At 64.5% G+C, this 25796-nt stretch carries 22 protein-coding genes; 13 read left to right on the top strand and 9 right to left on the bottom strand.

Annotated features, from left to right (window positions below; genetic code table 11):
* Positions 1-69 precede the first annotated feature (69 nt).
* The 7 genes from PQ467_RS21595 to PQ467_RS21625 all read left to right on the top strand — a co-directional run bounded on the left by PQ467_RS21595 (position 70) and on the right by PQ467_RS21625 (position 9200).
* Positions 70-1080, top strand: a complete 1011-nt coding sequence (locus tag PQ467_RS21595) for a hypothetical protein (RefSeq protein WP_274176534.1) — start codon at positions 70-72, stop codon at positions 1078-1080.
* A 310-nt stretch (positions 1081-1390) separates the two neighbouring features.
* A complete protein-coding gene (gene kdpF, locus PQ467_RS21600; RefSeq protein WP_168601937.1) occupies positions 1391-1480 on the top strand; it encodes a K(+)-transporting ATPase subunit F in 90 nt (29 codons plus the stop codon).
* A 25-nt stretch (positions 1481-1505) separates the two neighbouring features.
* The gene (gene kdpA / locus PQ467_RS21605) at positions 1506-3197 is read left to right on the top strand and encodes a potassium-transporting ATPase subunit KdpA (RefSeq protein WP_274177282.1); all 1692 of its coding nucleotides are present in this window, start codon (positions 1506-1508) and stop codon (positions 3195-3197) included.
* Positions 3198-3209: 12 nt separating this feature from the next.
* A complete protein-coding gene (gene kdpB / locus PQ467_RS21610) occupies positions 3210-5219 on the top strand; it encodes a potassium-transporting ATPase subunit KdpB (RefSeq protein ID WP_274176535.1) in 2010 nt (669 codons plus the stop codon).
* A gap of 12 nt (positions 5220-5231) precedes the next feature.
* Positions 5232-5822: a potassium-transporting ATPase subunit KdpC gene (gene kdpC, locus PQ467_RS21615; protein ID WP_274176536.1), complete on the top strand. Its 591-nt coding sequence runs from the start codon at positions 5232-5234 to the stop codon at positions 5820-5822.
* A gap of 7 nt (positions 5823-5829) precedes the next feature.
* Complete coding sequence (locus PQ467_RS21620; RefSeq protein ID WP_274176537.1) at positions 5830-8520, top strand: sensor histidine kinase; 2691 nt, start codon at positions 5830-5832, stop codon at positions 8518-8520.
* The gene (locus PQ467_RS21625; protein ID WP_274176538.1) at positions 8517-9200 is read left to right on the top strand and encodes a response regulator; all 684 of its coding nucleotides are present in this window, start codon (positions 8517-8519) and stop codon (positions 9198-9200) included. Before PQ467_RS21620 ends, PQ467_RS21625 begins: the two co-directional genes overlap by 4 nt.
* 16 nt (positions 9201-9216) lie before the next feature.
* Here the strand turns inward: PQ467_RS21625 and PQ467_RS21630 are convergent, their stop codons facing one another.
* Together PQ467_RS21630 and PQ467_RS21635 are read right to left on the bottom strand one after the other, a co-directional pair.
* Complete coding sequence (locus PQ467_RS21630) at positions 9217-10959, bottom strand: sensor domain-containing diguanylate cyclase (protein WP_274176539.1); 1743 nt, start codon at positions 10957-10959, stop codon at positions 9217-9219.
* Positions 10960-11087: 128 nt separating this feature from the next.
* Complete coding sequence (locus PQ467_RS21635; protein WP_274176540.1) at positions 11088-12284, bottom strand: histidine-type phosphatase; 1197 nt, start codon at positions 12282-12284, stop codon at positions 11088-11090.
* A 194-nt stretch (positions 12285-12478) separates the two neighbouring features.
* Here PQ467_RS21635 and PQ467_RS21640 point away from each other — a divergent pair, with 194 nt between their 5' ends.
* Positions 12479-13687 (top strand): MFS transporter, encoded by a 1209-nt coding sequence (locus tag PQ467_RS21640; RefSeq protein ID WP_443193025.1) that lies wholly within the window; start codon positions 12479-12481, stop codon positions 13685-13687.
* 3 nt (positions 13688-13690) lie between these two features.
* Here PQ467_RS21640 and mmsB read toward each other — a convergent pair whose 3' ends face one another.
* Genes mmsB through PQ467_RS21665 form a run of 5 tightly spaced genes read right to left on the bottom strand, consistent with a single transcriptional unit; the run spans position 13691 to position 19085 of the window.
* Entirely contained in the window at positions 13691-14560 is an 870-nt protein-coding gene (mmsB, locus tag PQ467_RS21645) for a 3-hydroxyisobutyrate dehydrogenase (RefSeq protein WP_274176541.1), read from the bottom strand.
* Between the two features lie 27 nt (positions 14561-14587).
* Positions 14588-15370: an enoyl-CoA hydratase-related protein gene (locus tag PQ467_RS21650; RefSeq protein WP_274176542.1), complete on the bottom strand. Its 783-nt coding sequence runs from the start codon at positions 15368-15370 to the stop codon at positions 14588-14590.
* Positions 15367-16431 carry an enoyl-CoA hydratase/isomerase family protein gene (locus PQ467_RS21655; RefSeq protein ID WP_274176543.1) on the bottom strand — a complete coding sequence of 355 codons (1065 nt, stop codon included), beginning with the start codon at positions 16429-16431 and terminating at the stop codon, positions 15367-15369. The genes PQ467_RS21650 and PQ467_RS21655 overlap by 4 nt, the downstream gene beginning before the upstream one ends.
* A complete protein-coding gene (locus PQ467_RS21660) occupies positions 16428-17570 on the bottom strand; it encodes an acyl-CoA dehydrogenase family protein (RefSeq protein ID WP_274176544.1) in 1143 nt (380 codons plus the stop codon). Before PQ467_RS21660 ends, PQ467_RS21655 begins: the two co-directional genes overlap by 4 nt.
* Positions 17571-17588: 18 nt before the next feature.
* Positions 17589-19085, bottom strand: a complete 1497-nt coding sequence (locus tag PQ467_RS21665; RefSeq protein WP_274176545.1) for a CoA-acylating methylmalonate-semialdehyde dehydrogenase — start codon at positions 19083-19085, stop codon at positions 17589-17591.
* Positions 19086-19176: 91 nt separating this feature from the next.
* On the opposite strand from PQ467_RS21665, the gene PQ467_RS21670 reads away from it, so the two are divergent.
* Positions 19177-20070 carry a LysR family transcriptional regulator gene (locus tag PQ467_RS21670; protein ID WP_274176546.1) on the top strand — a complete coding sequence of 298 codons (894 nt, stop codon included), beginning with the start codon at positions 19177-19179 and terminating at the stop codon, positions 20068-20070.
* 174 nt (positions 20071-20244) lie between these two features.
* Positions 20245-20601: a hypothetical protein gene (locus tag PQ467_RS21675; RefSeq protein WP_274176547.1), complete on the top strand. Its 357-nt coding sequence runs from the start codon at positions 20245-20247 to the stop codon at positions 20599-20601.
* A gap of 71 nt (positions 20602-20672) precedes the next feature.
* Here PQ467_RS21675 and PQ467_RS21680 read toward each other — a convergent pair whose 3' ends face one another.
* Both PQ467_RS21680 and PQ467_RS21685 read right to left on the bottom strand, forming a co-directional pair.
* Positions 20673-21080 carry a VOC family protein gene (locus PQ467_RS21680; RefSeq protein ID WP_274176548.1) on the bottom strand — a complete coding sequence of 136 codons (408 nt, stop codon included), beginning with the start codon at positions 21078-21080 and terminating at the stop codon, positions 20673-20675.
* 2 nt (positions 21081-21082) lie between these two features.
* Positions 21083-21550 carry a MarR family winged helix-turn-helix transcriptional regulator gene (locus PQ467_RS21685; RefSeq protein WP_274176549.1) on the bottom strand — a complete coding sequence of 156 codons (468 nt, stop codon included), beginning with the start codon at positions 21548-21550 and terminating at the stop codon, positions 21083-21085.
* A gap of 140 nt (positions 21551-21690) precedes the next feature.
* Between PQ467_RS21685 and PQ467_RS21690 the strand changes: the two genes are divergently transcribed.
* Genes PQ467_RS21690 through PQ467_RS21700 form a run of 3 tightly spaced genes read left to right on the top strand, consistent with a single transcriptional unit; the run spans position 21691 to position 25783 of the window.
* The gene (locus PQ467_RS21690; RefSeq protein ID WP_274176550.1) at positions 21691-23061 is read left to right on the top strand and encodes a sodium-dependent transporter; all 1371 of its coding nucleotides are present in this window, start codon (positions 21691-21693) and stop codon (positions 23059-23061) included.
* Positions 23062-23087: 26 nt separating this feature from the next.
* Positions 23088-24245, top strand: a complete 1158-nt coding sequence (locus PQ467_RS21695) for an aminotransferase class V-fold PLP-dependent enzyme (protein ID WP_274176551.1) — start codon at positions 23088-23090, stop codon at positions 24243-24245.
* Positions 24246-24259: 14 nt separating this feature from the next.
* Positions 24260-25783: a M20/M25/M40 family metallo-hydrolase gene (locus PQ467_RS21700; protein ID WP_274176552.1), complete on the top strand. Its 1524-nt coding sequence runs from the start codon at positions 24260-24262 to the stop codon at positions 25781-25783.
* The last annotated feature ends 13 nt before the right edge of the window (positions 25784-25796 follow it).

Genomic DNA, 25796 nt, shown 5'->3' on the forward strand with positions numbered 1-25796 from the left:
GCTCTGGGCAAAGACAGACTGGCGTGGCCGCGCCTAGCTGCGCCATCACACAAATGATGGGGGAAATCCATGATGCCGAAACGATACCTTGCGCTGCTCGCCGGGGGCATGGCCATGATGACGGCGCCTTCGGTGTTTGCCGCCGCGCCCAAGGCCGCCGGATGCGACAAGACCTGCCTTGAAGGCATCGCCACGGCCTATCGCACCGCCTATCTGGCCCATGACCCCAAACGCGCGCCTTTTGCCAAATCCTTGCGCTTTAGCGAAAACAATGTCGAAATGGCGCTGCCCGACGGCACATGGCACACGGTCGCGCGCGAAATCGGCCCTGCGCTGATTGTGTCAGACCCCGTCACCGGACAGGTCGGCATCTACACCTCGATCCAGCAGAATGACGTTCAGGGCTTTCTGGCCATTCGCCTGAAAATCCGCGCGCGGCAAATCGTGGAGGCCGAACATATCGTTTCCACCAAGCGCAACCTTTCCGCGCCGCCCACGCCCATCGGCCCGGTCGAAGGATTCGTGCACAACCCCGATCTGGCCCGGCGCGTCCCGGCGGAAGAAAAGATGAGCCGAAGCGATTTGATCAAACTGGCAGACGGCTATTTCACCACGCTGGAAAACAATGACGGCACGATCCGCAATACGCGCTTCGCCCCCGATGCCCGGCGGTTTGAAAATGGCATGGAATTTCCCGAGATCGAGAAGAATTTCCGCGCCGGGCGCTATCGCTTCAACGAGAGGGTGCGCGACCGGGACTATTTCCTGGTCGATGAAGCGCGCGGGATCGTCATGTCGCGCGCCTTTATCGACCATAAGGGCGTGCTCGATACGTTTGAACTGACCGATGGCACCAAAACCCGCTCGATCTTCCGCGAACCGCAAAGCTGGAGCGTGCTGGAACTCTTCAAGATCAAGGGCGGCCAGATCACCGCCATTGAGGCGACCTTCATTCAGGTGCCCTATTACATGCGCTCGCCGTGGAGCGCCAAGCCGGACCGGCGCAAAGGCGGCCTGACGGTGCCGCCCCCGATGCCTCCGGCCTCGTCCCCGGCCGCCGCCAATCCGCCCTTGGATTGAAGTCGCATCCAACCCCCTATCCGCGTCAAAGGGCTGGTCTTGCCGGCCCTTTTTCATTTGGCGGGGCGGGCGCATTTTACGCAAATTTCACGGCCCCGCCCCCAGCCTCACATGGCAATTTAGCGCGTCTATGGCGCATCGCTTGCCCATGCCGCATGGGGGCCAGCCTCTTTGCGGCATCCTTTAATCCGCAAAGGATGCCCATGCGATGAACGACCTTGTCTGGCTCTGCGTGCTCGCCGGCCTCGTGCTGGCCAGCCTTGCCTTTTTGCGCCTGATCGAGCGCGCCTGATCTTCAAGGAAACCGGCAATGACCCTTTCGCTCTGGCTGGCCGCGCTCACTGCGCTGGGCCTGCTCGCCTATCTCGTGGTCGCGCTGCTGCGGCCCGAAAAGTTCTAGAAAGGAGGCACCTGTGACAACTGGCATGACCATGTCGGGCTGGGGCCTGATCCTTATTTTCACCGCGCTGGTGGCGCTGCTGGCAAAGCCTGTAGGCCAATGGCTGTTTGCCCTTTACGAAGGGCGCGCTACCGCGCTGCACCGCGTGCTGGGCCCGGTCGAGCGCGGGTTCTATCGCGCATCGGGCATCGACCCGAACCGCGAACAGGGCTGGCTGGCCTATGGCCTGCATATGCTGGCCTTTCAGGTGGTGCTCACGCTCTTCACCTATGCGATCCTGCGGTTGCAAGGCGTTCTTCCGATGAACCCGCGCGGATTGGCCGGGATTGGCGCCGATGGCGCGATGAACACCGCCATCGCCTTTGTCACCAACACCAACTGGCAATGGTATGCGGGCGAGACCGTGCTGTCGAACTTCAGCCAGATGGTGGGCCTGACCATCCACAACTTCCTTTCCGCCGCCACCGGCATCGCCATCGCCTTTGCCCTGTTTCGGGGTTTTGCCCGCCATGAGGCCAGGACGGTCGGCAATTTCTGGGCCGACTGCACCCGCATCACGCTCTATCTGCTGCTGCCGGTCTGCGTGGTCTACGCGCTGTTTCTGGTGGCCTGCGGCGTGCCGCAAACCTTGGCCAGTCTGGTCGAGGCCCATACGCTGGAGGGCGCGAAACAGGCGATCGTGCTGGGCCCCGTGGCATCGCAAGAAGCGATCAAGATGCTGGGCACCAATGGCGGCGGCTTTTACAACGCCAATTCGGCCCATCCGTTTGAGAACCCGACCGCGCTGACCAATTTTGCCCAGATGCTCTCGATCTTTGCCATCGGCTCGGGCCTGACATGGTGCTTTGGCCGGGCGGTGGGCAACACGCGTCAGGGCTGGGCGATCCTTTGGGCAATGCTGATCCTGTTCGTGGCGGGCGCGGGCATCGCCTATTGGCAGGAGGCCAATGGCGCCACTCTGGCCATGGCGGGCGGCCATATGGAGGGCAAGGAAGTGCGCTTCGGCATCGCCGCCAGCGCCCTGTTCTCCGCCGTCACCACCGCGGCCAGCTGCGGCGCGGTCAACGCCATGCATGACAGTTTCACCGCGATCGGCGGCCTGATCCCGATCTTCAACATGCAGCTTGGCGAGATCGTCATCGGCGGCGTCGGTTCGGGGATCTACGGCTTCCTGCTCTTTGCGCTGCTGGCGGTGTTCGTGGCCGGGCTGATGGTGGGGCGCACGCCGGAATATGTCGGCAAGAAGATCGAGGCGCGCGAGGTCAAGCTGGCCGTGCTGGCGATTGCCGTGCTGCCGCTCTCGATCCTTGGGTTTACCGCGCTGGCCGCCGTGCTGCCCGCCGGTTTGGCCGGACCGATCAACAAAGGCCCGCATGGGTTTTCCGAGATCCTCTACGCTTTCTCCTCGGCCACGGCCAACAATGGCTCGGCTTTTGCGGGCCTCAGCGCTGGCACGCCCTTCTACAACGGCCTGCTGGGCGTGGCGATGTGGGTGGGGCGTTTCTTTGTCATCATCCCCGTGCTGGCCATCGCGGGCAGCCTTGCCGCCAAGCGGCACACGCCCGCCACCGCCGGTTCCTTTCCCACCACCGGGGCGCTGTGGGTCGGCCTGCTGATCGGGGTGATCCTGATCCTTGGCGGCCTCACCTTCCTGCCCAGCCTCGCGCTTGGCCCGATTGCCGATCAGGTGTCGGTGCTGGCACATACTGCTTTCTAAAGGACGATAGAGATGTCCACCCCCCAATCCATGTTTGCGCCCGAACTGGTGCTGCCCGCGATGCGCGATGCCTTGCGCAAACTGGCCCCGCGCGAGCTTATCGGCAATCCGGTACTGTTTACCACGGCGGTCGTCGCCACGCTGCTGACTGTCCTGCTGGTCATCGGCGATGGCGGCCTGTCGCTGGGCTTTCAACTGCAATTGATCGCCTGGCTCTGGCTGACGGTTCTGTTCGGCACTTTTGCCGAGGCGCTGGCCGAAGGGCGGGGCCGGGCGCAGGCGGCCTCGTTGCGCGCCACCAAGTCCGATCTTGTCGCCCGCCTGCCCGATGGCCGCATGGTCCCGGCCAGCCAGTTGAAGCGCGGCGATGAAGTCCTTGTCGAAACCGGCGATCTGATCCCGGCCGATGGCGAGGTGATCGAAGGCGTGGCCAGCGTCAACGAGGCCGCCATCACCGGCGAGAGCGCGCCCGTCATCCGCGAGGCCGGCGGCGACCGCAGCGCCGTCACCGCCGGCACCCGCGTCATTTCCGACCACATCCGCGTGCGGGTGACGCAGGAGCCGGGGCAAGGCTTTCTCGACCGCATGATCGCACTGGTCGAAGGCGCGCAGCGGCAAAAGACCCCCAACGAGATCGCGCTGACGATCCTGCTGGTGGGGCTGACGATTATCTTCCTGATCGCGGTATCGACCATTCCCGCCTTCGCCCATTATGCGGGGGGCGGCGTGCCGGTGGCGGTGCTGGCCGCGCTGCTGATCACGCTCATCCCCACCACGATTGCCGCGCTGCTCTCGGCCATCGGCATTGCCGGGATGGACCGACTGGTGCGCTTCAACGTGCTGGCCAAATCGGGCCGCGCTGTCGAGGCGGCGGGCGATATTGACGTGCTGTTGCTGGACAAGACCGGGACGATCACCGTGGGCGACCGGGCGGCCTGCGAATTCCGCCCGCTGACCGGCGTGGCGATGGAGCGTCTGGCGCAGGCTGCGCTGATGGCCAGTCTGGCCGATGAGACCCCCGAGGGGCGCTCCATCGTGGTGCTGGCCCGCGCCGCCTATCTGGCGCAGGGCGAGCTGCCCCAGGATGCGCAGATCATCCCCTTTACTGCCCAGACCCGCCTGTCGGGCATCCGCAGCGGCCAGAGCCTGATCCAGAAGGGCGCGGTGGATTCGCTGCTGCGCGCCCATCCCGATATCGGGCAAACCGCCGCCGCCGAGATGCGCCGCATGGCCGATGACATCGCCCGTCTTGGCCAGACCCCGCTGGGCGTGGCGGAAAATGGCCGGTTGCTGGGTGTGATCGCGCTCAAGGACGTTATCAAATCGGGTGTGCGCGACCGCTTTGCCCAATTGCGCCAGATGGGCATCCGCACGGTGATGATCACCGGCGACAATCCCCTGACCGCCGCCGCCATTGCCGCCGAAGCAGGCGTCGACGATTTCCTCGCCGAGGCCACGCCCGAGGACAAGCTGGCGCTGATCCGGCAGGAGCAGCAGGGCGGGCGTCTGGTGGCCATGTGCGGCGATGGGACGAATGACGCGCCCGCTCTGGCGCAGGCCGATGTCGGCGTGGCGATGAACACCGGCACACAGGCCGCGCGCGAGGCGGGCAATATGGTCGATCTGGACTCAGACCCGACCAAGCTGATCGAGATCGTCGGGCTGGGCAAGCAATTGCTGATGACGCGCGGGGCCTTGACCACCTTTAGCGTGGCCAATGACGTGGCCAAATATTTCGCCATCATTCCGGCCATGTTCGTCGTGCTCTATCCCGGCCTTGGCGCGCTCAATGTGATGGGGCTCGCTTCACCGCAAAGCGCGATCCTGTCGGCGATCATCTTTAACGCGCTGATCATTCCGGCGCTGGTGCCGCTGGCGCTGAGAGGCGTGACCTATCGCCCGATGGGCGCGGGGCCGATGCTGGCGCGCAATCTGGCGATCTATGGGCTGGGCGGGCTGATCGCGCCCTTTGTTGGCATCAAGGCGATCGACCTTGCCGTTGCCGCGCTCAATCTGGCCTGAGGGAGAGAACCCATGCTCAAGACTTTTGCTTCCGCCCTGCGCCCTTCGCTGGTGATGACCGCCGGTTTTGCCCTCTTGCTGGGCGGGGCCTATCCTCTGGCCATCACCGCCGCCGCGCAGGCCCTTTTCCCGCATCAGGCTAATGGCAGCCTGATCGAGCGCCACGGGCAGATGATCGGCTCGGACCTGCTGGCGCAGGGCTTTGCCGCGCCGGGCTATTTCCACCCCCGCCCCTCGGCCGCCAATTATGATGCCAGCGCATCGGCCGGTTCCAACCTTGGCCCCGCTTCGGCGGTGCTGGCCGCGCGAATCGCCAAGGACGCCGCCGCCCTGCGCGCCCAAGGCTATCCCGACGTCCCACCTGCAATGGTGACCACCTCCGCCTCGGGGCTTGACCCTCATATCAGCCCCGAGGCGGCTCTTTTGCAGGCCCCCCGCGTGGCGCAGGCGCGCCATATGCCGGTCGAGCGCGTCGAGGCGCTGGTACGCGCCGCCGTTGAGAGGCCGCTGGCCGGTGTGCTGGGCGAAAACCGGGTGAATGTGCTGCGGCTCAATCTGGCGCTCGACGCCGCCTCTCGACCGAGTGGGCAACAGGGGGCATGATCGCGCGGTGAACACGGCCCGCCCCGATCCTGACGCGCTGCTGCGCGCCATCAGCCGCCAGAACGGCACTCGCGGCCGCCTCAAGGTTTTCCTTGGGGCGGCTCCGGGCGTGGGCAAGACCTATGAAATGCTGATGCAGGCCACGCGCCGCCGCGATGCGGGCGAGGATGTGGTGATCGGCGTCATCGAAACCCATGGCCGCGCCGAAACCGAGCAGCGGGCCGCAGGCTTTGAAATCATCCCCCGCCGCGCCATCGACCATCGCGGCCAGATACTGCATGAGATGGACCTCGACGCCATCCTTGCGCGCCGCCCCGCGCTCGTTTTGATCGACGAACTGGCCCATACCAACGCGCCCGGTTGCCGCCACGACAAGCGCTGGCAGGATGTCGAGGAGGTGCTCAACGCCGGGATCGACGTCTATTCGACCCTCAATGTCCAGCATCTGGAAAGCCTCAACGATGTGGTGGCCTCCTTTGCCCGGCTGCGCGTGCGCGAAACGCTGCCCGACCGGGTGCTGGACCATGCCGAGATCGAGGTGGTCGATATCCCCCCCGGCGAGCTGATCGAGCGGCTGAAAGCGGGCAAGGTCTATGTGCCGCAGGAGGCGAGCCGGGCGCTGGCGCATTTCTTTTCGCATTCCAATCTGACGGCCCTGCGCGAACTGGCGCTGCGCCGCGCGGCGCAGGCGGTTGATGCGCAAATGCTCGACTATCTGCGCGCCCATGCTCTTGAAGGCACATGGGCGGCGGGCGAGCGCCTGTTGGTGGCCGTGGGCGCGGAGGCCGGAGCGCAGGAAGTGGTGCGCGCGGGCAAAAGGCTGGCGGATTCGCTCTCGGCGCCATGGACGGCGGTGCATATCGAAACCGGCCCCGCCTCACCCAACGCCGCCTCGCGTGAGGATCTTGCCGCCGCGCTCCATCTGGCCTCGCAACTGGGCGCGCAAGTGGCGACCGTTCCGGCGGCGGGGTTGGCCGAGGGGCTAGCGCATATGGCGGCGGATCTGCGCGCCACCATTCTGGTGATGGGGCAAGGCGCGAGCCGGGGTCTTGTGCGCCGCGATGGGCTGGCAACGCAACTGGCCCGTCTTGGCTTGGGCGCGGCAGTGCATATTGTGCCGCGTGCGGCCTCCCATGCACCAGTTAAGCCACGCCGCCCGGCGGCGGCGCGCGATGCCGAATTTGATCTGGCCGCATGGCTTCTGCCCCCCGGCCTGCTGATCTCGGGCGCGCTGATCGCCTGTGTCACTTTGGCGGGCGTTCTGTTCGCCGCGCTGGGCAGTGTCACCAACATCGCGCTGCTCTATCTGCTGCCGGTGATGCTTGCTGCCACGCGCTATGGGCTGTGGACGGGGATCGTCACCGGGCTGCTGTCTTCGCTGGCCTATAATTTCTTCTTCATCCCCCCGATCCACACGTTCACCATCGCCGATCCGCAAAATCTGATCACGGTGGTCGTGCTGCTGGCAGTGGCCGTGGTGGTCAGCCATATGGCGGGGCGCCTGCGCGACACGGCGATGCTGTCGCGGGCCAGTGCGGTGCGGGCCAGTGCGCTGGCCGGATTTGCGCGGCAATTGACGGGGATCGGCGCGGCGGGCGATCTGGGCCGCGTGCTGTGCGAGGAAAGCGCCGGGCTGCTGGGGGCCTATACGGTGCTGCTGATGCCCGAGGATGGCGCACTGGTCGAAATCGCCGCCAGCCCGCCCGATGTCGGCCTGCAGGCGCTGGACCGGGTGGTGGCGCAATGGGCCTTTGACAATCGCCGACCGGCCGGGCGCGGGTCCGACACGCTCTCGGCGGCCGAATGGCTGTTTCTGCCGGTCGAGGCGGGGGGCAAGGCGCTCGCCGTGCTGGGCGTGGCGCAGCCCGATGCCGGGGCCGACGGCGCACAACCCGTGCGGGCCGACCTGTTGCCCATGCTGACCAGTTTTCTCGATCAGGCGGGTCTTGCCCTCGACCGTATACGGCTGGAGGCCGAGCGCGGACAGATGCGGCGGTTGGAGGAGCGCGACGCCTTGCGCGCCGCCCTGCTCTCCTCGGTGAGCCATGATCTGCGCACGCCGCTGACCTCCGTGATTGGCCTGCTGGGCAATCTTGTGCCCGCCGACCGCGAACAGGAGCGCGTGCTCGCCCTTGCCCGCGCCGAGGGAGAACGGCTGCAACGCTTTGTCGCCAATCTGCTCGATATGGTGCGGATCGAGACGGGGGCGGTGGAATGGCGGCCCGAACCTGTCGATCTGGCCGAGGCGGTTGCCAGCGCGGTGCATGACCTGCGCCATTTGCTGGGCACGCGGAGGCTCCTGATCGACATTGCTCCTGATCTGCCCCTCGTCCGGCTCGACCCCCGGCTGCTCCATCACTGCCTCATCAACCTGATCGAAAATGCCGCGCATTACAGCCCGGCCCAAACCCCCATCCGCATCGCGGCGCGGCAAAGGACCGATGGGCTGGACCTGTCGGTGATCGACGAAGGCCCCGGTTTGCCGCCCGGCGCGCAGGCGCGTGTGTTTGAAACCTTTACCCGGTTGGAGGGATCTGACCGCAAGGGCGGGACCGGGCTGGGGCTGGCCATCGTCAAAGGCTTTGCCGAGGCGATGGGGTTGCAGGCCCGCGCCGCCAATCGCACAGACGGCCAAGGCGCCTGCTTCACGCTGGCGATGCCCGGCGCTTTGCTGTGGAAAGAGAGCGATCAAACATGACAGGCAGCCCAAAGGTTCTGGTGGTGGACGATGAAATGGCGATCCGCCGCCTGCTGCGCGGCAGCCTGTCGCGCGCCGGGCTGGACGTGGTCGAGGCCGCCAATGCGCGCGAGGCACTGGCCGCGCTGAATATCGACAAGCCCGATCTGGTGCTGCTTGATCTGGGTCTGCCCGACCGCGACGGGATGGAGCTGATCGGCCCGATCAAGGCGGCCAAGGCCGCGCTGCTGGTCGTTTCGGCGCGCGATGCAACCGGCGAAAAGGTGGCCGCGCTCGATCTGGGCGCGGATGATTATGTTACCAAGCCTTTCGATACGGACGAGGTGCTGGCCCGCGTGCGGGTCGCGCTGCGCAACCGTCTGCTGGCCGAGAATGCCGCGCCGCTGGTAAGGCTGGGGGCGGTGGAGATGGATCTGGCCGCCCGCATCGTGCGCCGCAATGGGGCCGAGGTCCATCTCAGCCCCAAGGAATATGGCTTTCTGGCCGAACTGGCTCGCTATCCGGGGCGGGTGGTGTCGCATGCCGCGATCCTGCGCAGCGTATGGGGGCCGGGGCAGGAACAGGCGGTGGAATATCTGCGCGTGGCCGCGCGCGGATTGCGGCGCAAGCTGGAGGATGTGCCGGTCGAACAGAGCATGATCCGCAACGAACCGGGCATCGGCTATCGCCTGATCGTGTGAAACAGGGCCCCGGCGATCAAGCGCGCAGGCGGACCGCGTTGCGGCCCTGCGCCTTGACCTCATAGAGCGCTTCATCGGCGGTGCGGAACAATTGCGCCTTGGTCCATCCGGACATCATCTGCGCAATGCCGCAACTCAGCGTCACATATTCCGGATGGCCGCCCTCGATCAGTCCGTTGATCTGGCGACATCGCTCAAGAATGCGGCCGCAAACCTTGGCCGCCGTAACGGCATCGGCGCGAAACAGGATGGCAAATTCATCGCCCCCGATCCGCCCGACAAGATCGGTCGCCCTCGTTTCCGTTCTCAGGCACTGGCCAATGCGGGACAACACCTCATCACCCATGGCGTGGCCATATCGATCATTGATTTCCTTGAAATAATCGACATCAATCAACGCGAGGGAACAGGTCACGCCCTCCTTCATCACATCATGCACGCCCTGATGAAACCCGGCCCGGTTCAGGATCTGGGTCAGATCATCGGTAAACGCCTTCCTGGTCAGTTCGCGCTCGCGAAGGGCGCGGGCGGTGATGTTGTGGAATGTGATCACCGCGCCGGACTGCGCCAAAGCCGGGTCGAGCAGGGCAAAGGAGGCCTCCACGCAAAAGCCTTCGCGCGATTGCAACTCGGCAACCGTGCCCCTTCCGACCAGAAAACCTCCCAGCTCGGGCCATTGCTCGGCAAGCTGCGCCAAAGAGATACCCACCAGATCATCGGCATGCGTGTCGAGCAGGCTGTCGGTAGGGCCACCGGCAAAGATGCAGCAGCCATGCCCATCAAAGCCGAGCACCGCATCGGGGCTGTTGGCCAAAATCATCCGGATGGATTTGTCACGATCATCCAGTTTGGCCGCAAATTCGGCCCGCGACGTGATGATCGCCACCACGGTCATGCAGGTGGCCAGCGTGGTTACCAGATAAAATTGAAAGAAAATCGACTTGGCCAACAGATCGCCATGCATCAGCGCGATCGGCCCACGATTGCCGATCGTGGCCATCATGCCGATGATGGCGGTGATCAGAATGCCGATCTTTATCCCATGGCGCCCCAGCGGAAAGGTCAGCAGAACAAGCGCGCTGACCGGAATGAACAGCAGCGGCATATCGGTCTGAACGAAAACCAGATCGACAAGAGCGGCATAGCCAACCAGCAGGCCCAGCATTTGCCAGCGCTGGGCAGGAGTTTTGCCGCGATAGAATTCGCCATAGGAACCATCCCAGAGGGAATTGAAAAACGGCGTTGCCACCACGATGCCCAGCGCATTGCTGAAAAACCAGCGCGCGAAAGAAGCGAGGAAGGGCTGCTGATAAATGGCCATGGCCGAAAGCGCGCCCAGCAGGCCACCGATCGCAGGCGTAATCACCCCCGCCCAAATGACAAATCGCCCCAGCAATTGCATATCGGACAGGATGCTGGAGGCGGCCAGTCGGCGTTGCAGGAAGATGGCCGCAACCCACGCCTGCGTGATATTGATCGCGGCATAGAGAATGTGGCTCCAGGCAAAACCGCGCACCGCATCATTGGCCAGATGGTTTGCAATAACCCCGGCGATCAGCACCGGCCGCCATTGCGAACGCGGGGTTTGCAGCAAGAGCGCGAGAATGACGGCGTCCGCGATCCAGATCGTCGCATGGTTTCGCCCATCACTGGCAAAGCGCAGGGTCAACGCCGCCAATGCAAAATAGGCAAGGCCCGCATAGAGCGCCCTTGCGAGGATGGGCGCCCCTTCGGTCGAAGGACGTTGTTCACGGTACATAATGAAACGGTGATAAATTAGGTCAAAAATAATACTACCGGCGGGAGGAGAACTACCTCCGTAATGGATGTATCAATCCCTATTCTGCACCATTTACGTGTATAATCGGCGGCCCCCGGCGCCCGGCCCTAACGCCCCAACGCGCCCAGAACCTGATCCAGCGGACACATGCCCCGAACCGCGTCGTGGCAGGCCTCAATGACCATCGGATGGCGCAGCGCCGCCCCCTTGCCGCTGCGCATGCCCGCCAGCGTTTGCGACCGATAGCTGGCGCGCACCATGCGCCGCCCCGAAGGCATCCGCAGCACTTCGAGCATGATTGCCCCGCCCGGCGAGGGATCATCCGCCGCCAGCCCGTCGACCCGCCAATGCAGCCCCAGCAGACCGGCCAGATTGGCAATATTCGTGTCATGCCCGACAATCAGCGCCAGCCCGACCCGGCCCTCCAGCCCCTCGCGCAGCACCGGCGCCAGACCGGCCAGATTGGGCGCGGCAAGCGGCCTCGGGCGGGCGAGCAGGCGAAATTCCTCGGCATGGAACGTGGAAAGCACGGCAATATCGCCCGCACTGGCCCGGCCCCAGCCCACCTCACCCATCGGCTTGCCATCGGCATATTCCAGCAAAAGGATCTGCGCAGCGGTTGAGGCCCGGTCGAGCATGCCCGACAGTTTAGGCCGCGCCTGCGCGGTGGCGGGCCGGATACGAGTAGGCTCGACGCCGATGCCACAGGGCGCCGCCGCCCCGCCGCACAGGATCGCATTCAACCGGGCATAAAGCGGGGCCAGCCTGCGGTCGATCCCGGCCAGCCCTTGCGGCCCTACTGCCTGGTCAAGCGCGAGCGCCGCAGCGCCCGGATCAATACGCGCCAAACCTGCCGAAAGCGGGCCGAAACGCGGATCATCCTGATCCTGCGGCAAATGGTCGAAGGCGGGCGCGCAATGGCTCAACGCGCCCTTGACCCAATGCTGCCCGGTGGCGATGGTGCGCTGATCGCTGTCGGCCACGATATGCAGCCGCGTGGCATCGGGACAACCCGCAACCGGCAGGACACCGATTCGCCGCAACCATGCGCCATCCTGCACGCCAAGGCTCTCGACCGCTTCGCCGCCATGCGCCGTCAGCCAGCCCGGCGGCACATCCCAGCGGGGCCATGGCGCAGCGGCGGTCCCTGCGGGCATCGCCGGGTCCTTGGTGGGCGGGCGAATGCCGTGCCGCATCAACACCACAACGCTTTCCACCACCGGTCCGGCGGCATAGGCCGGAACGGTCCATGCCGGAACACTCCACGCCAGAGCCGCTATCGCCGCGATCATCATCTTGCGCATCAAACTTGCTTCCACATTCCAAACAGCATCCTGCCGCTAGGATGCCAATGCGTCGAATTGGTGACAGCGCGGCGAATAGGAATGGATATGCTGCAATGCAGCATTTTAGGGCCTGACAACGCGCGCCCTCATCCCTACATACAGACTCGCATGTGCCGCAGCGCATGAAAGCCCCCCAACTCGAAAGGCCCCCCATGAGCGCCCCCGCCCTGGACCAAGCCGCCCTTGTTCTACCCCCTGCCGACAGAGCTTCCCCGGTTGCCCTCGTGCATCTCGCGCTGGCGATGGGCGGATTTGCCATCGGCACCACCGAATTCGCCACGATGAGCCTGCTGCCCTACATGGCCGACGGGCTGCATGTGGATGCGCCCACGGCCGGTCATGTGATCAGCGCCTATGCGCTGGGCGTGGTGGTGGGGGCGCCGTTGCTGGCGGTGCTGGGGGCCAATCTGGCGCGGCGGACGCTGCTGATCCTGCTGATGGCGATGTTTGGCCTGTGCAACGCGCTTTCGGCGCTGGCGCCCGATTATCACTGGATGCTCGTTTTCCGCTTTCTTTCGGGCCTGCCGCATGGGGCTTATTTCGGCGTGGCCGCGTTGATGGCGACCAGTCTGGTGCCCCCCGAAAAGCGCACGCAGGCGGTGGGCTATGTCATGCTGGGCCTGACCGTCGCCACGATCATCGGCGTGCCGACGGCCAGCGTGCTGGGGCAATCGGTCAATTGGCGCTGGGGCTTTGGCGTGGTGGCCGGGCTGGCGCTGCTCTGCGCTGCCATGGTGGCGCGCTTTGCCCCGCACGATCGCCCGGCGGCCGGGGCCAGCCCGATGCGCGAACTGGGCGCGCTGGCGCGGGGTCAGGTGTGGCTGACGCTGGGCATTGGCGCGATCGGCTTTGGCGGCATGTTCTGCGTCTATACCTATATCGCCTCGACGCTGATCGAGGTCACCCATGCTTCCAAAGCAGCGATCCCGCTGATCTTCGCGATTTTCGGCGTGGGGATGACGCTGGGGAATATCATTGCCCCGCGCTTTGCCGACCGGGCGCTGATGCCCACGGCGGGCGGCCTCCTCGTGTGGAGCGCGGCGTGGCTGGCGATCTATCCTTTTGCCGTGGGGCATGTCTGGGCCGTGGCGGTGGTGGTCTTTGCCATCGGCATCGGCGGGGCGCTGGGCTCGGTGCTGCAAACAAGGCTGATGGATGTGGCGGGCGAGGCGCAGACGCTGGCCGCCGCGCTCAACCATTCGGCCTTCAACACCGCCAATGCGCTGGGCCCGTGGCTTGGCGGCATGGCGATTGCGGCGGGCTATGGCTGGGCCTCGACCGGCTTTGTCGGAGCGGGGCTGGCGCTGGCCGGCCTTGCGATCTGGGCCGTGGCGTCGCGGGTTGCCCGCCGCCACGGCTAGGGTTCAGAGCGTTTTGATAATGGCGGAAAAATCCATGCCGCCATTCCCGGCCGCATCAAAGGCGGCGTAGAGTTCCTGCGCACGGTGGCCCATTGGCACGGGCGCACCCGCATCCTGCGCCGCCGCCATGGCCAGTTTCAGATCTTTCAGCATCAGCGCGGTGGCAAATCCGCCCTGATAGCCATGATCCGCAGGCGTCTCCGGCCCCACCCCCGGCACCGGGCAATAGGAGGTCATCGACCAGCACTGGCCCGAAGCCTTGGACGAGATATCGTAGAAGGTCTGAAGATCCAGCCCCAGCCTTTCGGCCAGTTTGAACGCCTCGCATGTGGCCACCATACTGGCGCCCAGCAGCATGTTGTTGCAGATCTTGGCCGCCTGCCCCGCGCCGCTCTCGCCCGCGTGGATCACGGCCTTGCCCATGGCCGCAAAGATCGGCTGGGCGGCGACGAAATCATCCGCCGCCCCGCCCACCATAAAGGTCAGCGTACCCGCGTTGGCCGCCGCGATCCCGCCCGAGACGGGGGCATCGACCATGCGATAGCCCCCCTCCTGCGCCAGCGCTGTGACCTCGCGCGCGCTGGCCACATCAATGGTCGAACAATCGAGCAGCAGCGCGCCCGCCGGGGCATGACCGATCACATCGCCGGAATAGACCGCCTTCACGATGGCCCCATTGGGGAGCATCGAGACAACGGCTTCCACATCCGCCACCGCATCGCGCATGTTGGCGAAAGGGGCGCAGCCATTGCCCGCCGCACGGTCCAGCGCCCCCTGCGCCAGATCGAAGGCATGGACCTCATGCCCCGCCTTCACCAGATTGGCCGCCATGCCGCCGCCCATATTGCCCAATCCGATGAAGGCGATATTCATGATGACCTCTCCCTTACGTTTATTGTGTTATCGGCCCTGCCATTGGGCGGCGCGCTTCTCGACAAAGGCCGCCATGCCCTCGGCCTTGTCGGCGCTCGCGGTCAGGATCTGGAACAGGCGGCGCTCGTGGAGCAGGCCCTGATCCAGCGTGGTCTCAAAGGCGGTATTGACCATTTCCTTGTTGGCGATGGCCGCCATACGGGGCATCTCGGCAATGGTCTGCGCGGTTTTCAACGCATCGTCGAGCAGATCGGCCAGCGGCACGATGCGCGCCACCAACCCGGCGCTCTCGGCCTCGACCGCGCCCATCATCCGCCCGGTCAGGCACATTTCCATCGCCTTGGCCTTGCCCACCGCGCGGGTCAGACGCTGGGAACCGCCCATGCCGGGGGCCACGCCCAGCTTGATCTCGGGCTGGCCGAATTTGGCGGTGTCGGCGGCCAGAATGAAATCGGCCATCATCGCCAGTTCGCAGCCGCCGCCCAGAGCAAAGCCATTGACCGCCGCGATCCACGGCTTGCGCGTGGCCTTGACCAATTTGGCGGTCCAATCGGCAAAGAAGTCCTGAAGGAAGAAATCAGCGGCGGGTTTTTCGGCCATTTCCTTGATATCGGCCCCGGCGGCAAAGGCCTTCTCGCCGCTGCCGGTCAGCACCGCGCAGCCCTGCGTATCGTCGGCCTCAAAGGCGGCAAAGGCGGCGACCAGTTCGGCGCAGACCTGAGAATTGAGCGCATTGAGCGCCTTGGGCCGGTTGAGCGTGATGAGCGTTACCGCGCCCTTTTGTTCAACCAGGATTGTCTCAAAGCTCATAGGGGTTTCCATTCTTCCGATGGTGGCAATGGGGCAAAGATAGCGTCGAGCATGGCCTCGGTCACCTCTTGCGCGCAGGCCGGGTTCCATGCCGGGGCATTGTCCTTGTCGATGATCACCGCGCGCACCCCTTCGGCAAAATCGGGCAGCATCAGCACGCGCGATCCGATCCGGTATTCCATGGCCATATTGGCGGCGAAATCGGGCAAGGTCAGGCTGGCGGCCAATTGGCGCAGCGCGACCTTGCAGGTGGTCGGGCTTTTGGTTCGGATCGTGGCCAGCGTGCGGGCCGCAAAATCTCCGCCATCATCCTCCAGCGCCGCCAGAATGTCCTCCAGTCGATCACCGGCAAACAGGCGGGCGATGTCGGCGGCATGATCGGCCAGCGCCGGGGCAGGCGGCGTCGAGGACAGCGCATCCAGCACCGCCTCGGGTGCCTCGCCCGCGACGATCCGCGCCTTGGCCTCGGGCAGGCTCTCTGCGAGCAGATAATGCGTGGCCAATCCGGCCCAAACACATTCCGCCCCATCCAGCCGCGAGCCCGTCAGCGCCAGATACTGCCCCAAACGACCACCAAGGCGCGAAAGATACCATCCCCCGCCCACATCGGGGAACAGGCCGATCCCGCTTTCAGGCATCGCCAGCCTTGTGTTCTGCGTGGCCACGCGAAAGCGCGCCGGGCCGCTGATGCCCACGCCCCCGCCCATGGTGATGCCGTCCATAAAGGCCACTACCGGCTTGCCATAGGCAAAGATCAGGTGGTTGAGCTGATATTCCTCAAAGAAAAACCGCCGCCCGGCAGCCCCACCATCGCTCAGCGCCGATTGGCGCAGCAGGTTGATATCGCCCCCCGAACAAAAGCCGCGCGAGAGTTTGGGATCGCCCGCCGGATCGACCGCATGGTCGATCATCACCGCGCCCACCGCCGGATCATCGCGCCAGCCCAGCAGGGCCGGGACCATCGCCCGCACCATATCCAGCGTCAGGGCATGGATCGCACGCGGGCGGTTGAGCGAGAGCAGACCGGCGCGCCCCTCTGCCCTGATCAGGACTTCGCTCATTTCAGCAGATCCCGCGCGATGATCAGGCGCATGATTTCATTGGTCCCTTCCAGAATGCGATGCACGCGCAGATCGCGCCAGAAGCGCTCGATCGGATAGTCGCGCAAATAGCCGTAGCCGCCAAACATCTGCAAGGCGCGGTCCACGACCGACGAGCCCGTATCGGTGGCGAAACGCTTGGCCATGGCGGCAAAGGCGGTCTTGTCGGGATCGCCGCGCGTCACCTTGCCCGCGGCGGCATAGAGCAGCGCCCGCGCCGCCTCCAATTCGGTGGCCATATCGGCCAGCACGAATTGCGTGTTCTGAAAATCGGCGATCGCCTTGCCGAATTGCTTGCGCTCCTTGGTATAGGCAATCGCCTCGTGAAGGCATCGCTGCGCCCCGCCCAGCGAGCAGGCGCCGATATTGACCCGCCCGCCGTCGATCCCGGCCATGGCGATCTTGAACCCGTCGCCCTCCTCGCCCAGCCGGTTTTCCACCGGCACGCGCACATCCTCAAGGATCACCTGCGCGGTGGGCGATGCGTTCCAGCCCAGTTTCCGTTCCGGCGCGCCAAAACTCAGGCCCGGCGTGCCCTTTTCCACCAACAGGCAGGAGATGCCCTTGGGTCCGGCTTCGCCGGTGCGGACCATGATGAGATAGAGATCATTCACCCCCGCGCCCGAAATGAACTGCTTGGTGCCGTTCAGCACATAATGATCGCCATCCCGCCGCGCCGTGGTGCTCAGCGCCGCCGCATCCGATCCGCTGCCCGGCTCGGTCAGGCAATAGGAGGCCAGTTTGTCCATCCCCACCAGTTCGGGCAGATAGCGCGCCTTTAAGGCATCACCGCCAAACCGGTCGATCATCCATGCGGCCATATTGTGGATCGAGACAAAGGCCGCCGTGGCGGGGCACCCATAAGCCATCGCCTCGATCACCAGTGCCGCCTCCAGCCGCCCCAGACCGATGCCGCCGCTCTCCTCGCCCACATAGATCGCGCCAAAGCCCATCTCGCCCGCCGCGCTCATCACCTCGCGGGGGAAATGATGCTCCTCGTCCCACCGGGCGGCATGGGGCGTGATCGCGGAGGCGGTAAACCGGGCGGCGGCCTCCTGTATCGAGAGCTGATCCTCATTGAGCGTAAAGGCGTCGGTCATGAAATCCTCTGTCCTGTCTCAACCCATCGTGGGGATGATGAAGGCATTGCCGCCATCGGGGGTACTGTCGGGCCATCTGGCGGTGATCGTCTTGATTTTGGTCCAGAACTTGACGCCCTCCATACCATGCTGATTGGTATCGCCGAAGGCGCTGCGCTTCCATCCGCCAAACGTGTGATAGGCCACCGGCACCGGGATCGGCACATTGATGCCCACCATGCCGACATTGACCCGCGCGGCAAATTCGCGCGCGGCATGGCCATTGCGGGTAAAGATCGCCACGCCATTGCCATATTGATGGCGGCTGGGCAGGGACAGCGCGGTTTCGAAATCGGGCGCGCGCACGATCTGCAGCACAGGGCCGAAGATCTCATTGTGATAACTGCTCATGTCGGGCGTCACATGGTCGATCAGCGTGGGGCCGACATAGAAACCGCCCTCCAGCCCTTGCGGCGTGAAATGGCGGCCGTCGACAAGAATCTGGCCGCCTTCTGCCTCGCAGGTGGCGATCCATTCCTCAATGCGGGCCTTGTGCTGGGCGGTGACGACGGGGCCGTAATGGGCCGAGGCATCAAGGCTGGCCCCGACATTGAGCGCGGCGATTTCGGGCAGCAGTTTCTCGATCAGGCGCTCTGCCGTCCCCTCGCCCACCGGCACCACCACCGGCAGCGCCATACAGCGCTCGCCCGCCGAACCAAAGGCCGCGCCTACCAGATCGCCCACCGCCCGGTCGATGTCGGCATCGGGCATGATGATGCCGTGGTTCTTGGCCCCACCCATCGCCTGCACGCGTTTGCCGTTGGCCGCGCCGCGCTGGTAAACATAATTGGCGATGTCGGACGATCCGACAAAGCTGATCGCGCCGATGGCGGGATGGTCGAGAATGGCGTCCACCATCTCCTTGTCGCCATGGACGCATTGCAGGATGCCCTCGGGCGCGCCCGCCTCCAGCATCAGTTCGACAAGACGCACCGGGACCGAAGGATCGCGCTCGCTGGGTTTCAGGATAAAGGCATTGCCGCAAGCGATCGCCACGCCGAACATCCACATCGGGATCATCGCGGGAAAGTTGAAAGGTGTGATGCCAGCGCCAATGCCGATGGGCTGGCGCATCGAATAAACGTCGATGCCCGGACCGGCGCCATTGGTATATTCCCCTTTCAGCGCATGGGGGATGCCGCAAGCGAACTCGATCACTTCCAGCCCCCGCTGGATATCGCCCTTGGCGTCCGCCACCACCTTGCCATGCTCACTGGCCAGCAGTTCGGCCAAATTCTGCATATTGGCCTCGACCAGACGTTTGAATTCAAACATCACGCGGGCGCGGCGCTGGGGGTTGGTGGCGGCCCATGCCGGCTGGGCGGCCTGCGCGGCGGCCACGGCGCGGTCGAGCAGCGCGGCATCGCCCAGCGCGACCTCGGCCTGCACGGCGCCGTTGGAAGGATTGAAAACCGGAGCCTTGCGCGCCGGAGCGCCGCCCGAACCGCCGACGATCAGATGGTCGATAAAGCGCACTTTCGCATCCTTCCCATGGCTTCATTTCCTCCCCTTGTATTGGCCCAAAAATGTCTGGCAACAGACATTAATGCCCGTTAGACCTGCAAAAATGCAGGCAGCCGACTGGAGCGATTTTCAAGCCTTTCTGGCCGTGGCGCGCACCGGACAACTGGCGCGGGCCGGGCGCATGATGGGCATGGACGCCACCACCATCGGCCGCCGCCTGCGCCGTCTGGAAGGCCAGATGGGCGCCACCCTGTTCGAGCAGACCCGCGAGGGACAGATCCTAACCCCGGCGGGTGAGCGCCTGCTCGCAGTGGTCGAACAGATGGCCCTGGCCAGCAGCGAACTGGAGAGCGCCCATTCGCCCTCCGGCCCCACCGGCAGCGTGCGGATCAGCGTTTCGGAGGGCTTTGGCAGTTGGGTGGTCGCGCGGCATCTCGGCGCTTTTGCCGCGCGCTATCCGGGGCTCACGGTGGATCTGGTTGCCTCAAGCGGATTTCTCAGCCCGTCGCGGCGCGAGGCCGATATTGCCGTGCTGCTGTCCCGCCCCAAGACCGGGCCGCTGATCGCGCGCAAATTGTCCAATTACGCATTGCGCCTTTATGCCAGCCCCGCCTATCTCGCGGAGCGCAAACCGATCCTGACCCCGGCCGACCTGCGAAACGGGCATCAATTGGTCGGCTATGTGCCCGAACTGATCTATGCGCCCGAACTCAACTATCTGGGCGATATTGACCCCGATCTGGTCGCCACCTTGCGCTCGACCTCGATCCTTGCCCAGCACATCATGCTCAAATCCTACGCCGGGGTTGGCGTGCTGCCCTGCTTTATCGGCGATGCCGATCCCACGCTGGTGCGCGTTTTGCCCGGCCACACCATCACGCGCAGCTTCTGGCTGGTCACCCACAAGGACACGCATGGGCTGCAACGCATCCGCGTCACCATCGACTGGCTGAGCGAGATCGTGAAGCAGGATGCGCGGCTGTTTGCGGGGGTCTAGGCCCGATGGTCAAAACCCCGTCAAACCAGGGCTGCGATAGCGCATGGACGAATTTTCAACTGATTTGCCGGTCACAGCTTATCGCGCTCAAACAAGATTTGAGCGCATTTGAATAGGAAAATCGAATAAGCAATAATATATAAATTTTACCGGGAGGAAACCGGAGATGATGTCATGAACTACTCAAAGATCCTTCTCGCAGCAACCTTTGTTGCGGCCGCACCCAATGTGGCTTACGCCCAAAATGCTCCGGAGTCTTCGCAGACTACTTCCGAAAGCGCAGCGGCAGAAGCTGCTGGCCAGCCCGTATCGCCCAATATTGGCGATACCATCTATGACAAGATCGGCGAACAACTCGGAACAATTTCTGAGGAAAACGACAAGAATGTGATCGTCGCCACCACGCAGGGCAAGGTGACCATTCCGATTGCCTCGCTGGCACCGGGGGACAAGGGGTTGATGATCAACATGACAAGAGATGAGTTTCACGCCGCCATTCAGGCTGCACGCGGTGGGCAGACCGCCCGCTAAGGCGCTTGACCAGCCGGTTGGGAGGAGGCTTGGTCGCCACCCCTCCCAACCGGCCTTGGGCGTGCCTCCAATCAAATCCATTCAAAAAATTCAATGCAATAGCCGCCCGGATCGCGCAACTTGAATTCCAGGGTGCGCCCATCCACCCCGGTCTGCAGCCCTTCGCCCACGCCCGCCACGCCCATGCGGAACAGGCGCGCATGCCAACCTTCCAGATCCTGGGTTTCCAGCGAGAGGATCACGCCCTTGTTCGCCCCGCGCACCGGCAGCTGGCTGCCATGGCCCGCACCCACCAGCGCAACGCAGGACGCCCCGCCCAGCCGGAATATCTCCAGCCCCGGCGCCGACAGCATCCGCTTCAGGCCCAGCACATTGGCATACCAATCCGACGCCGCCTCCAGATCGTCATAATAAAAGATCGTATAGGCCCCGCCGATATGGGGATGCGGTTCGCCGGAATCGGTTGTGCTATCGGCCATCATCAAACCTCGCTGATATTCGCCTCGATCTGCGACAGGGCGCGGCGCAGCGCAGCAATGTCGGCCTTGCTGACCCCGTCCAGCGCAATCTTCTGATGCCGCACCGCCGAAACCGCGATCTCGTCAAACAATGCTCGCCCCCGTTCGCTGAGCGACACCAGAGCCACGCGCGAATCCTCGGGCGAAATCTCGCGCTCGACCATCCCGTCATTGTGCAACTGGCTGATAACGCGGCTGATCGTGGGCTGCTCCATCAAGGTGCGGTCAACAATCTGCGACATCGACATTTGCCCCTGTGATCGCAAAACCGACAGCACGCGCCATTGCGAGAGATTGATCCCGCTGGCCTTCAAGCGCCCGCTCAGGCGGATGTTCATCAGGCTGCTGACGCGATAGATCTGATATGGCAGGAAATCTCCCAGCCAGCCATTGCCATCGGCCTGCGTGTCATCACTCATTTCAGGGTTCATAGATAAGGCTCCCCCTGGCTCCTTTACGCAATTTGGCGAGGATTTCCATCCGGTGACTCCATATTGCATAATTCATTTCAGAATGTATATGATTATGAATATGAATGGCGCCACCCCCGCACAGCGCCATGGGGACAATGATGAGCAGCCAAAATAACAAGGACCTGTGGACCTCCAACCTTGGATTCGTGCTGGCAACGGCGGCGGCCGCCATCGGGCTGGGCAGCCTCTGGCGCTTTCCCTATGTGGCCGGGGCCAATGGGGGCGGGGCTTTTGTGCTGGTCTACATGCTGTTCATCGCGGCGCTCTGCGTGCCTTTGATGATCGCCGAAATGAGCCTTGGCAAAGCGGGCATGGGCAGCGTGGTGGGGTCGGTCCGGCGGCTGGTGGCCGAGGAAAACGCCTCGCCCTTCTGGCGCGTGGTGGGCTGGCTCAGCCTGGCCGTCCCCTTCTTTGGCCTGAGCTATTACAGCGTGGTGGCGGGCTGGTCGCTTGACTACACGCGCGTGGCCATCGCGCAGGGTTTTGCCGGGACCGATGCCGGGGCCTCGCGCCATCTGTTCGAAACGCTGATCGGATCGCCATGGCGACAGGGCGCGATGCAGTTCACCTTCATCATGGGCACGGCCACGGTGGTCGCCCTTGGCGTTCAGCGCGGGATCGAAATCGTCTCGCGCATCAAGATGGTGGCGATGTTCACCGTGCTGATCGGGCTGGTGCTGTATAATGCGATCACGGTGGGTCTGGGGCCTGCGGTCGATTTCCTGATCGCGCCCGATTTTGCCCGGCTGACGCCCGCCAGCCTGCTGACCGCGATGGGGCAGGCGCTGTTTTCCACCGCCATCGGCGCGGGCGTGCTGATGACCTATGCCGCCTATCTGCCCGCCGGGGTTTCGGTGCCAAAATCGGCGGGCGTGGTGGCCGGGTCGGTGGTGGCCGTGTCGCTGCTGGCGGGTTTGGCGATCTTTCCCATCGTGCTGGCCCATGGCCTGACCCCTGCGGAGGGGCCGAACCTGATCTTTGTCACGCTGCCGGTGGCCTTTGGCGCGATGCCGGGCGGGCAATTCATCGCCGCGCTGTTCTTTGGCCTGATTACACTGGGCGCGTTCACCACGGCGGTCGGGATGCTGGAACCCGTCGCGGCCTATTGGCTGGAGCGCAAGCGGTGGCCCCGTCCGCTGGTGGCCTATGGCACGGGTCTGGCGATCTGGATGGTCGGCCTGCCCTCGCTGCTGTCGTTCAGCACGCTCAAGGATGTCCACCCGCTCGCCTTCATCCCCGGCTTTGGCGGCAAGACTTTCTTCGACGCGCTCGACCATGGGATCAGCGAGTTTCTCCTGCCGATCAACGCGCTGCTGATTGCGCTCTTTGCCGGATACGCGCTGCGCCGTCGCCTCAGCGCTTCCGAAACCACCCTTCCCCCGGCGCTGCACAAAATGTGGCGGCTGTTCACCGCGGTCATCGTGCCGCTGTCCATTCTGGTGCTGATGATCTCGCAGCTCAGCCGCTGATCCGCCTTTTATTCGGAGACAATTGCGTGACCCCTTCCTTTGACCTTGACGCCCTGCGTAGCCAATTCCCCTCGCTGCCGCGCCTCGCCTATTTCAATTCGGGCTCTTACGGCCTGCTGGCGCGCGGGGTGCGGGCGGCTTTCGATTCCTATCTCGACCGGCGCGAAGAGGTTGGCGCCGATTGGGGCGGGTGGGTGATGGCCAATGAAGGGCTGCGCGAGGCCATGGCCGCCATGCTGGGCGTTGCGGGCGATGAGGTGGCGATCACGGCCTCAGCCTCTGCGGGAATTAATGCGGTCGCCTCCTCGCTCGATTATGCGGCGCGGCCCAAGATCGTGGTCACCAATTTCGATTTTCCCACCAGCGCCCAGATCTGGCACGCACAGGAAAAGGCGGGAGCGCAGGTCGTCCATGTCGCCGAGGCGGAAGATGGCCTGATCGCGCTCGACGCGCTGTTGAGCGCGATTGACGAGCAGACCGCCATCGTGGCCCTGTCGCATGTGTGCTATCGCCATGGCGGGCGCATTCCTGATGCAGACATTCGCGCCGTGGTGGCGCGGGCGCACGAACTGGGCGCGCTGGTCATCCTCGACGGCTATCAGATCGTCGGCACGCAAGAGATCCGCCCCGCCGATCTGGGCGTCGATTTCTATGTAGGCGGTTTCCTCAAATATCTGCTGGGCACCGCAGGCGCAGGCTTTCTCTATGCCAGTGCCGATGCCACCGCGCACCTGGTCCCACGCAGCAGCGGATGGTTCGCGCAGGCCGACATCAATGCAATGGACATTTTCGCCAACACCCCCAGCCTCACCGCCCGCCGCTTTGAAGGCGGAACGCCGCCCGTGCCCAATGCGATCGCCTGCGCGGCGGGGCTGGCGGTGCTGAACGAGGTTGGCCTGCCCGCGGTGGGCGACTGGATCGGGCAATTGACCGCGCTCACCATCACCCGCCTGGCGCAGGAAGGCATCGCCGCCGGATCGCCCACCGATCCGGCGCGACGAGGGCCTTTGCTGACCGTGGCGGCGAAGGATGACAATGCGCTGGTGACAGCTCTGGCCGAGCGCGATGTCATCACCTCCTGCCGTGATGGGCGACTTCGGGCGGGGTTCCATTTCTACAATACGCTTGCGGATGTGGATCGCTTTGTGGATGCTCTGATCGCCAACCGCGCCCTATTGGCTTGAGGACATTGCTGAAAATGGCCAAATTTCATCGCTCGCTGCTTGCCATCCCGTTGGCCCTGATGGCGGGCGGCGCCATGGCCGGGCCGATCACGCCCGCCGAAACCAAGGCCACCAACGCCTCGCTTGGCGAATTGGTGGAATTCCTGCGCCTCCCCAATGTCACGCCCAAATCCAGCGCCGATATTCGCGCCAATGCCGCATGGCTGGAAGCGAAACTGAAGGCCCATGGGTGGAAGGCGCGGCAATTGCCCGATGGCGACACGCCGATGGTGTGGGGCGAATGGGCAGGCGCGGGGCCAAAGGCGCCAACGGTCCTGTTCTATGCCCATATGGACGGGCAACCGGTCAATCCCAAGGAGTGGAAACAGGCCGATCCCTTTACGCCCGTGTTGCGCGCCTGCGCCAATATGGACACTTGCGCTACGCTGCCGCTCGACCAATTGAGCGCGCAGGCCGGGCCGCAATCGGACGCGCGCCTGTTTGCCCGCTCCGCCGCCGATGACAAGGCGCCGATCATGATGCTGATCGCGGCGGTCGATGCTATAAAGGCATCGGGCCGCAAACCTGCGGTCAACATCCGATTTATCGCGGATTCGCATGAAGAAGGCGGCCCGCCCACGCTGGCCAAGGTGGTGGCCGACAATCGCGCCGATCTGGCGGGCGATGTCGTGGTGATGCTGGACGGGCCGATGCATGCCAGCAACAAGCCCACGGTGGTCTTTGGCCATCGCGGCGGGGGCGGGTTGACCATCAAGGTCTATGGCCCGTCCGAGGCGATGCATTCGGGCCATTACGGCAATGTCGTGCCCAATCCGGCGCAGAACCTGACGCGCCTGATCGCCAGTTTCAAGGATGCCGACGGCAAGGTGACATTGCCCGGATATTACGACGGCATCGATCCGGCCTTCAAGGCGGCGGTGAAAGCCTATCCGGTCGAGGATGATGAAGCGGGCCTGTTGAAGCGCGCAGGCGTGGCCAAGGCGGAAGGCTTTGTGCCCAATTACCGCGAGGCGATGGCGGTGCCGACACTCAATCTGGTGGGCCTGTTTGCGGGTTCCGGAGGCGTGCTGGACCGATCGATCATCCCGGCCGATGCCAGCGCGGCGCTCGATCTGCGCACGGTGCCCGGCGTCAGCTTTGACCATGAATTCGCCCTCATCCGCGCGCAGGCCGAGGCCATGGGGTTCCACCTGATCGAGGGCGCACCAACGGCGGAGGACCGCGCGCGCTATCCCCTGCTGGCCACGATCAAGGGCGGCAGCTTTTCCAAGGCTTTGTTCACCGATCCGGCGCAACCGATGGGGTGCTGGCTGATCGGGGGGTTGAAGGACAGTTTCGGCGGCGATCCGGTGGTGATCCCGTTGATGGGCGGCGGCGTGCCGACCGAGCCTTTGGTGCGCGAATTGAAGGCGCCGGTGGTGATCCTGCCGCTGGTCAATCTGGACGACAACCAACATGCCGCCAATGAAAACCTGCGGCTGGGCAATTATGCGCAAGGCGTTCACAGCCTCGTCTCGCTGATGTCGCGCAAGCCGTAATCGCGCCGGTGCA

Source organism: Novosphingobium sp. KACC 22771, from assembly GCF_028736195.1.
Classification (GTDB): Bacteria; Pseudomonadota; Alphaproteobacteria; order Sphingomonadales; family Sphingomonadaceae; genus Novosphingobium.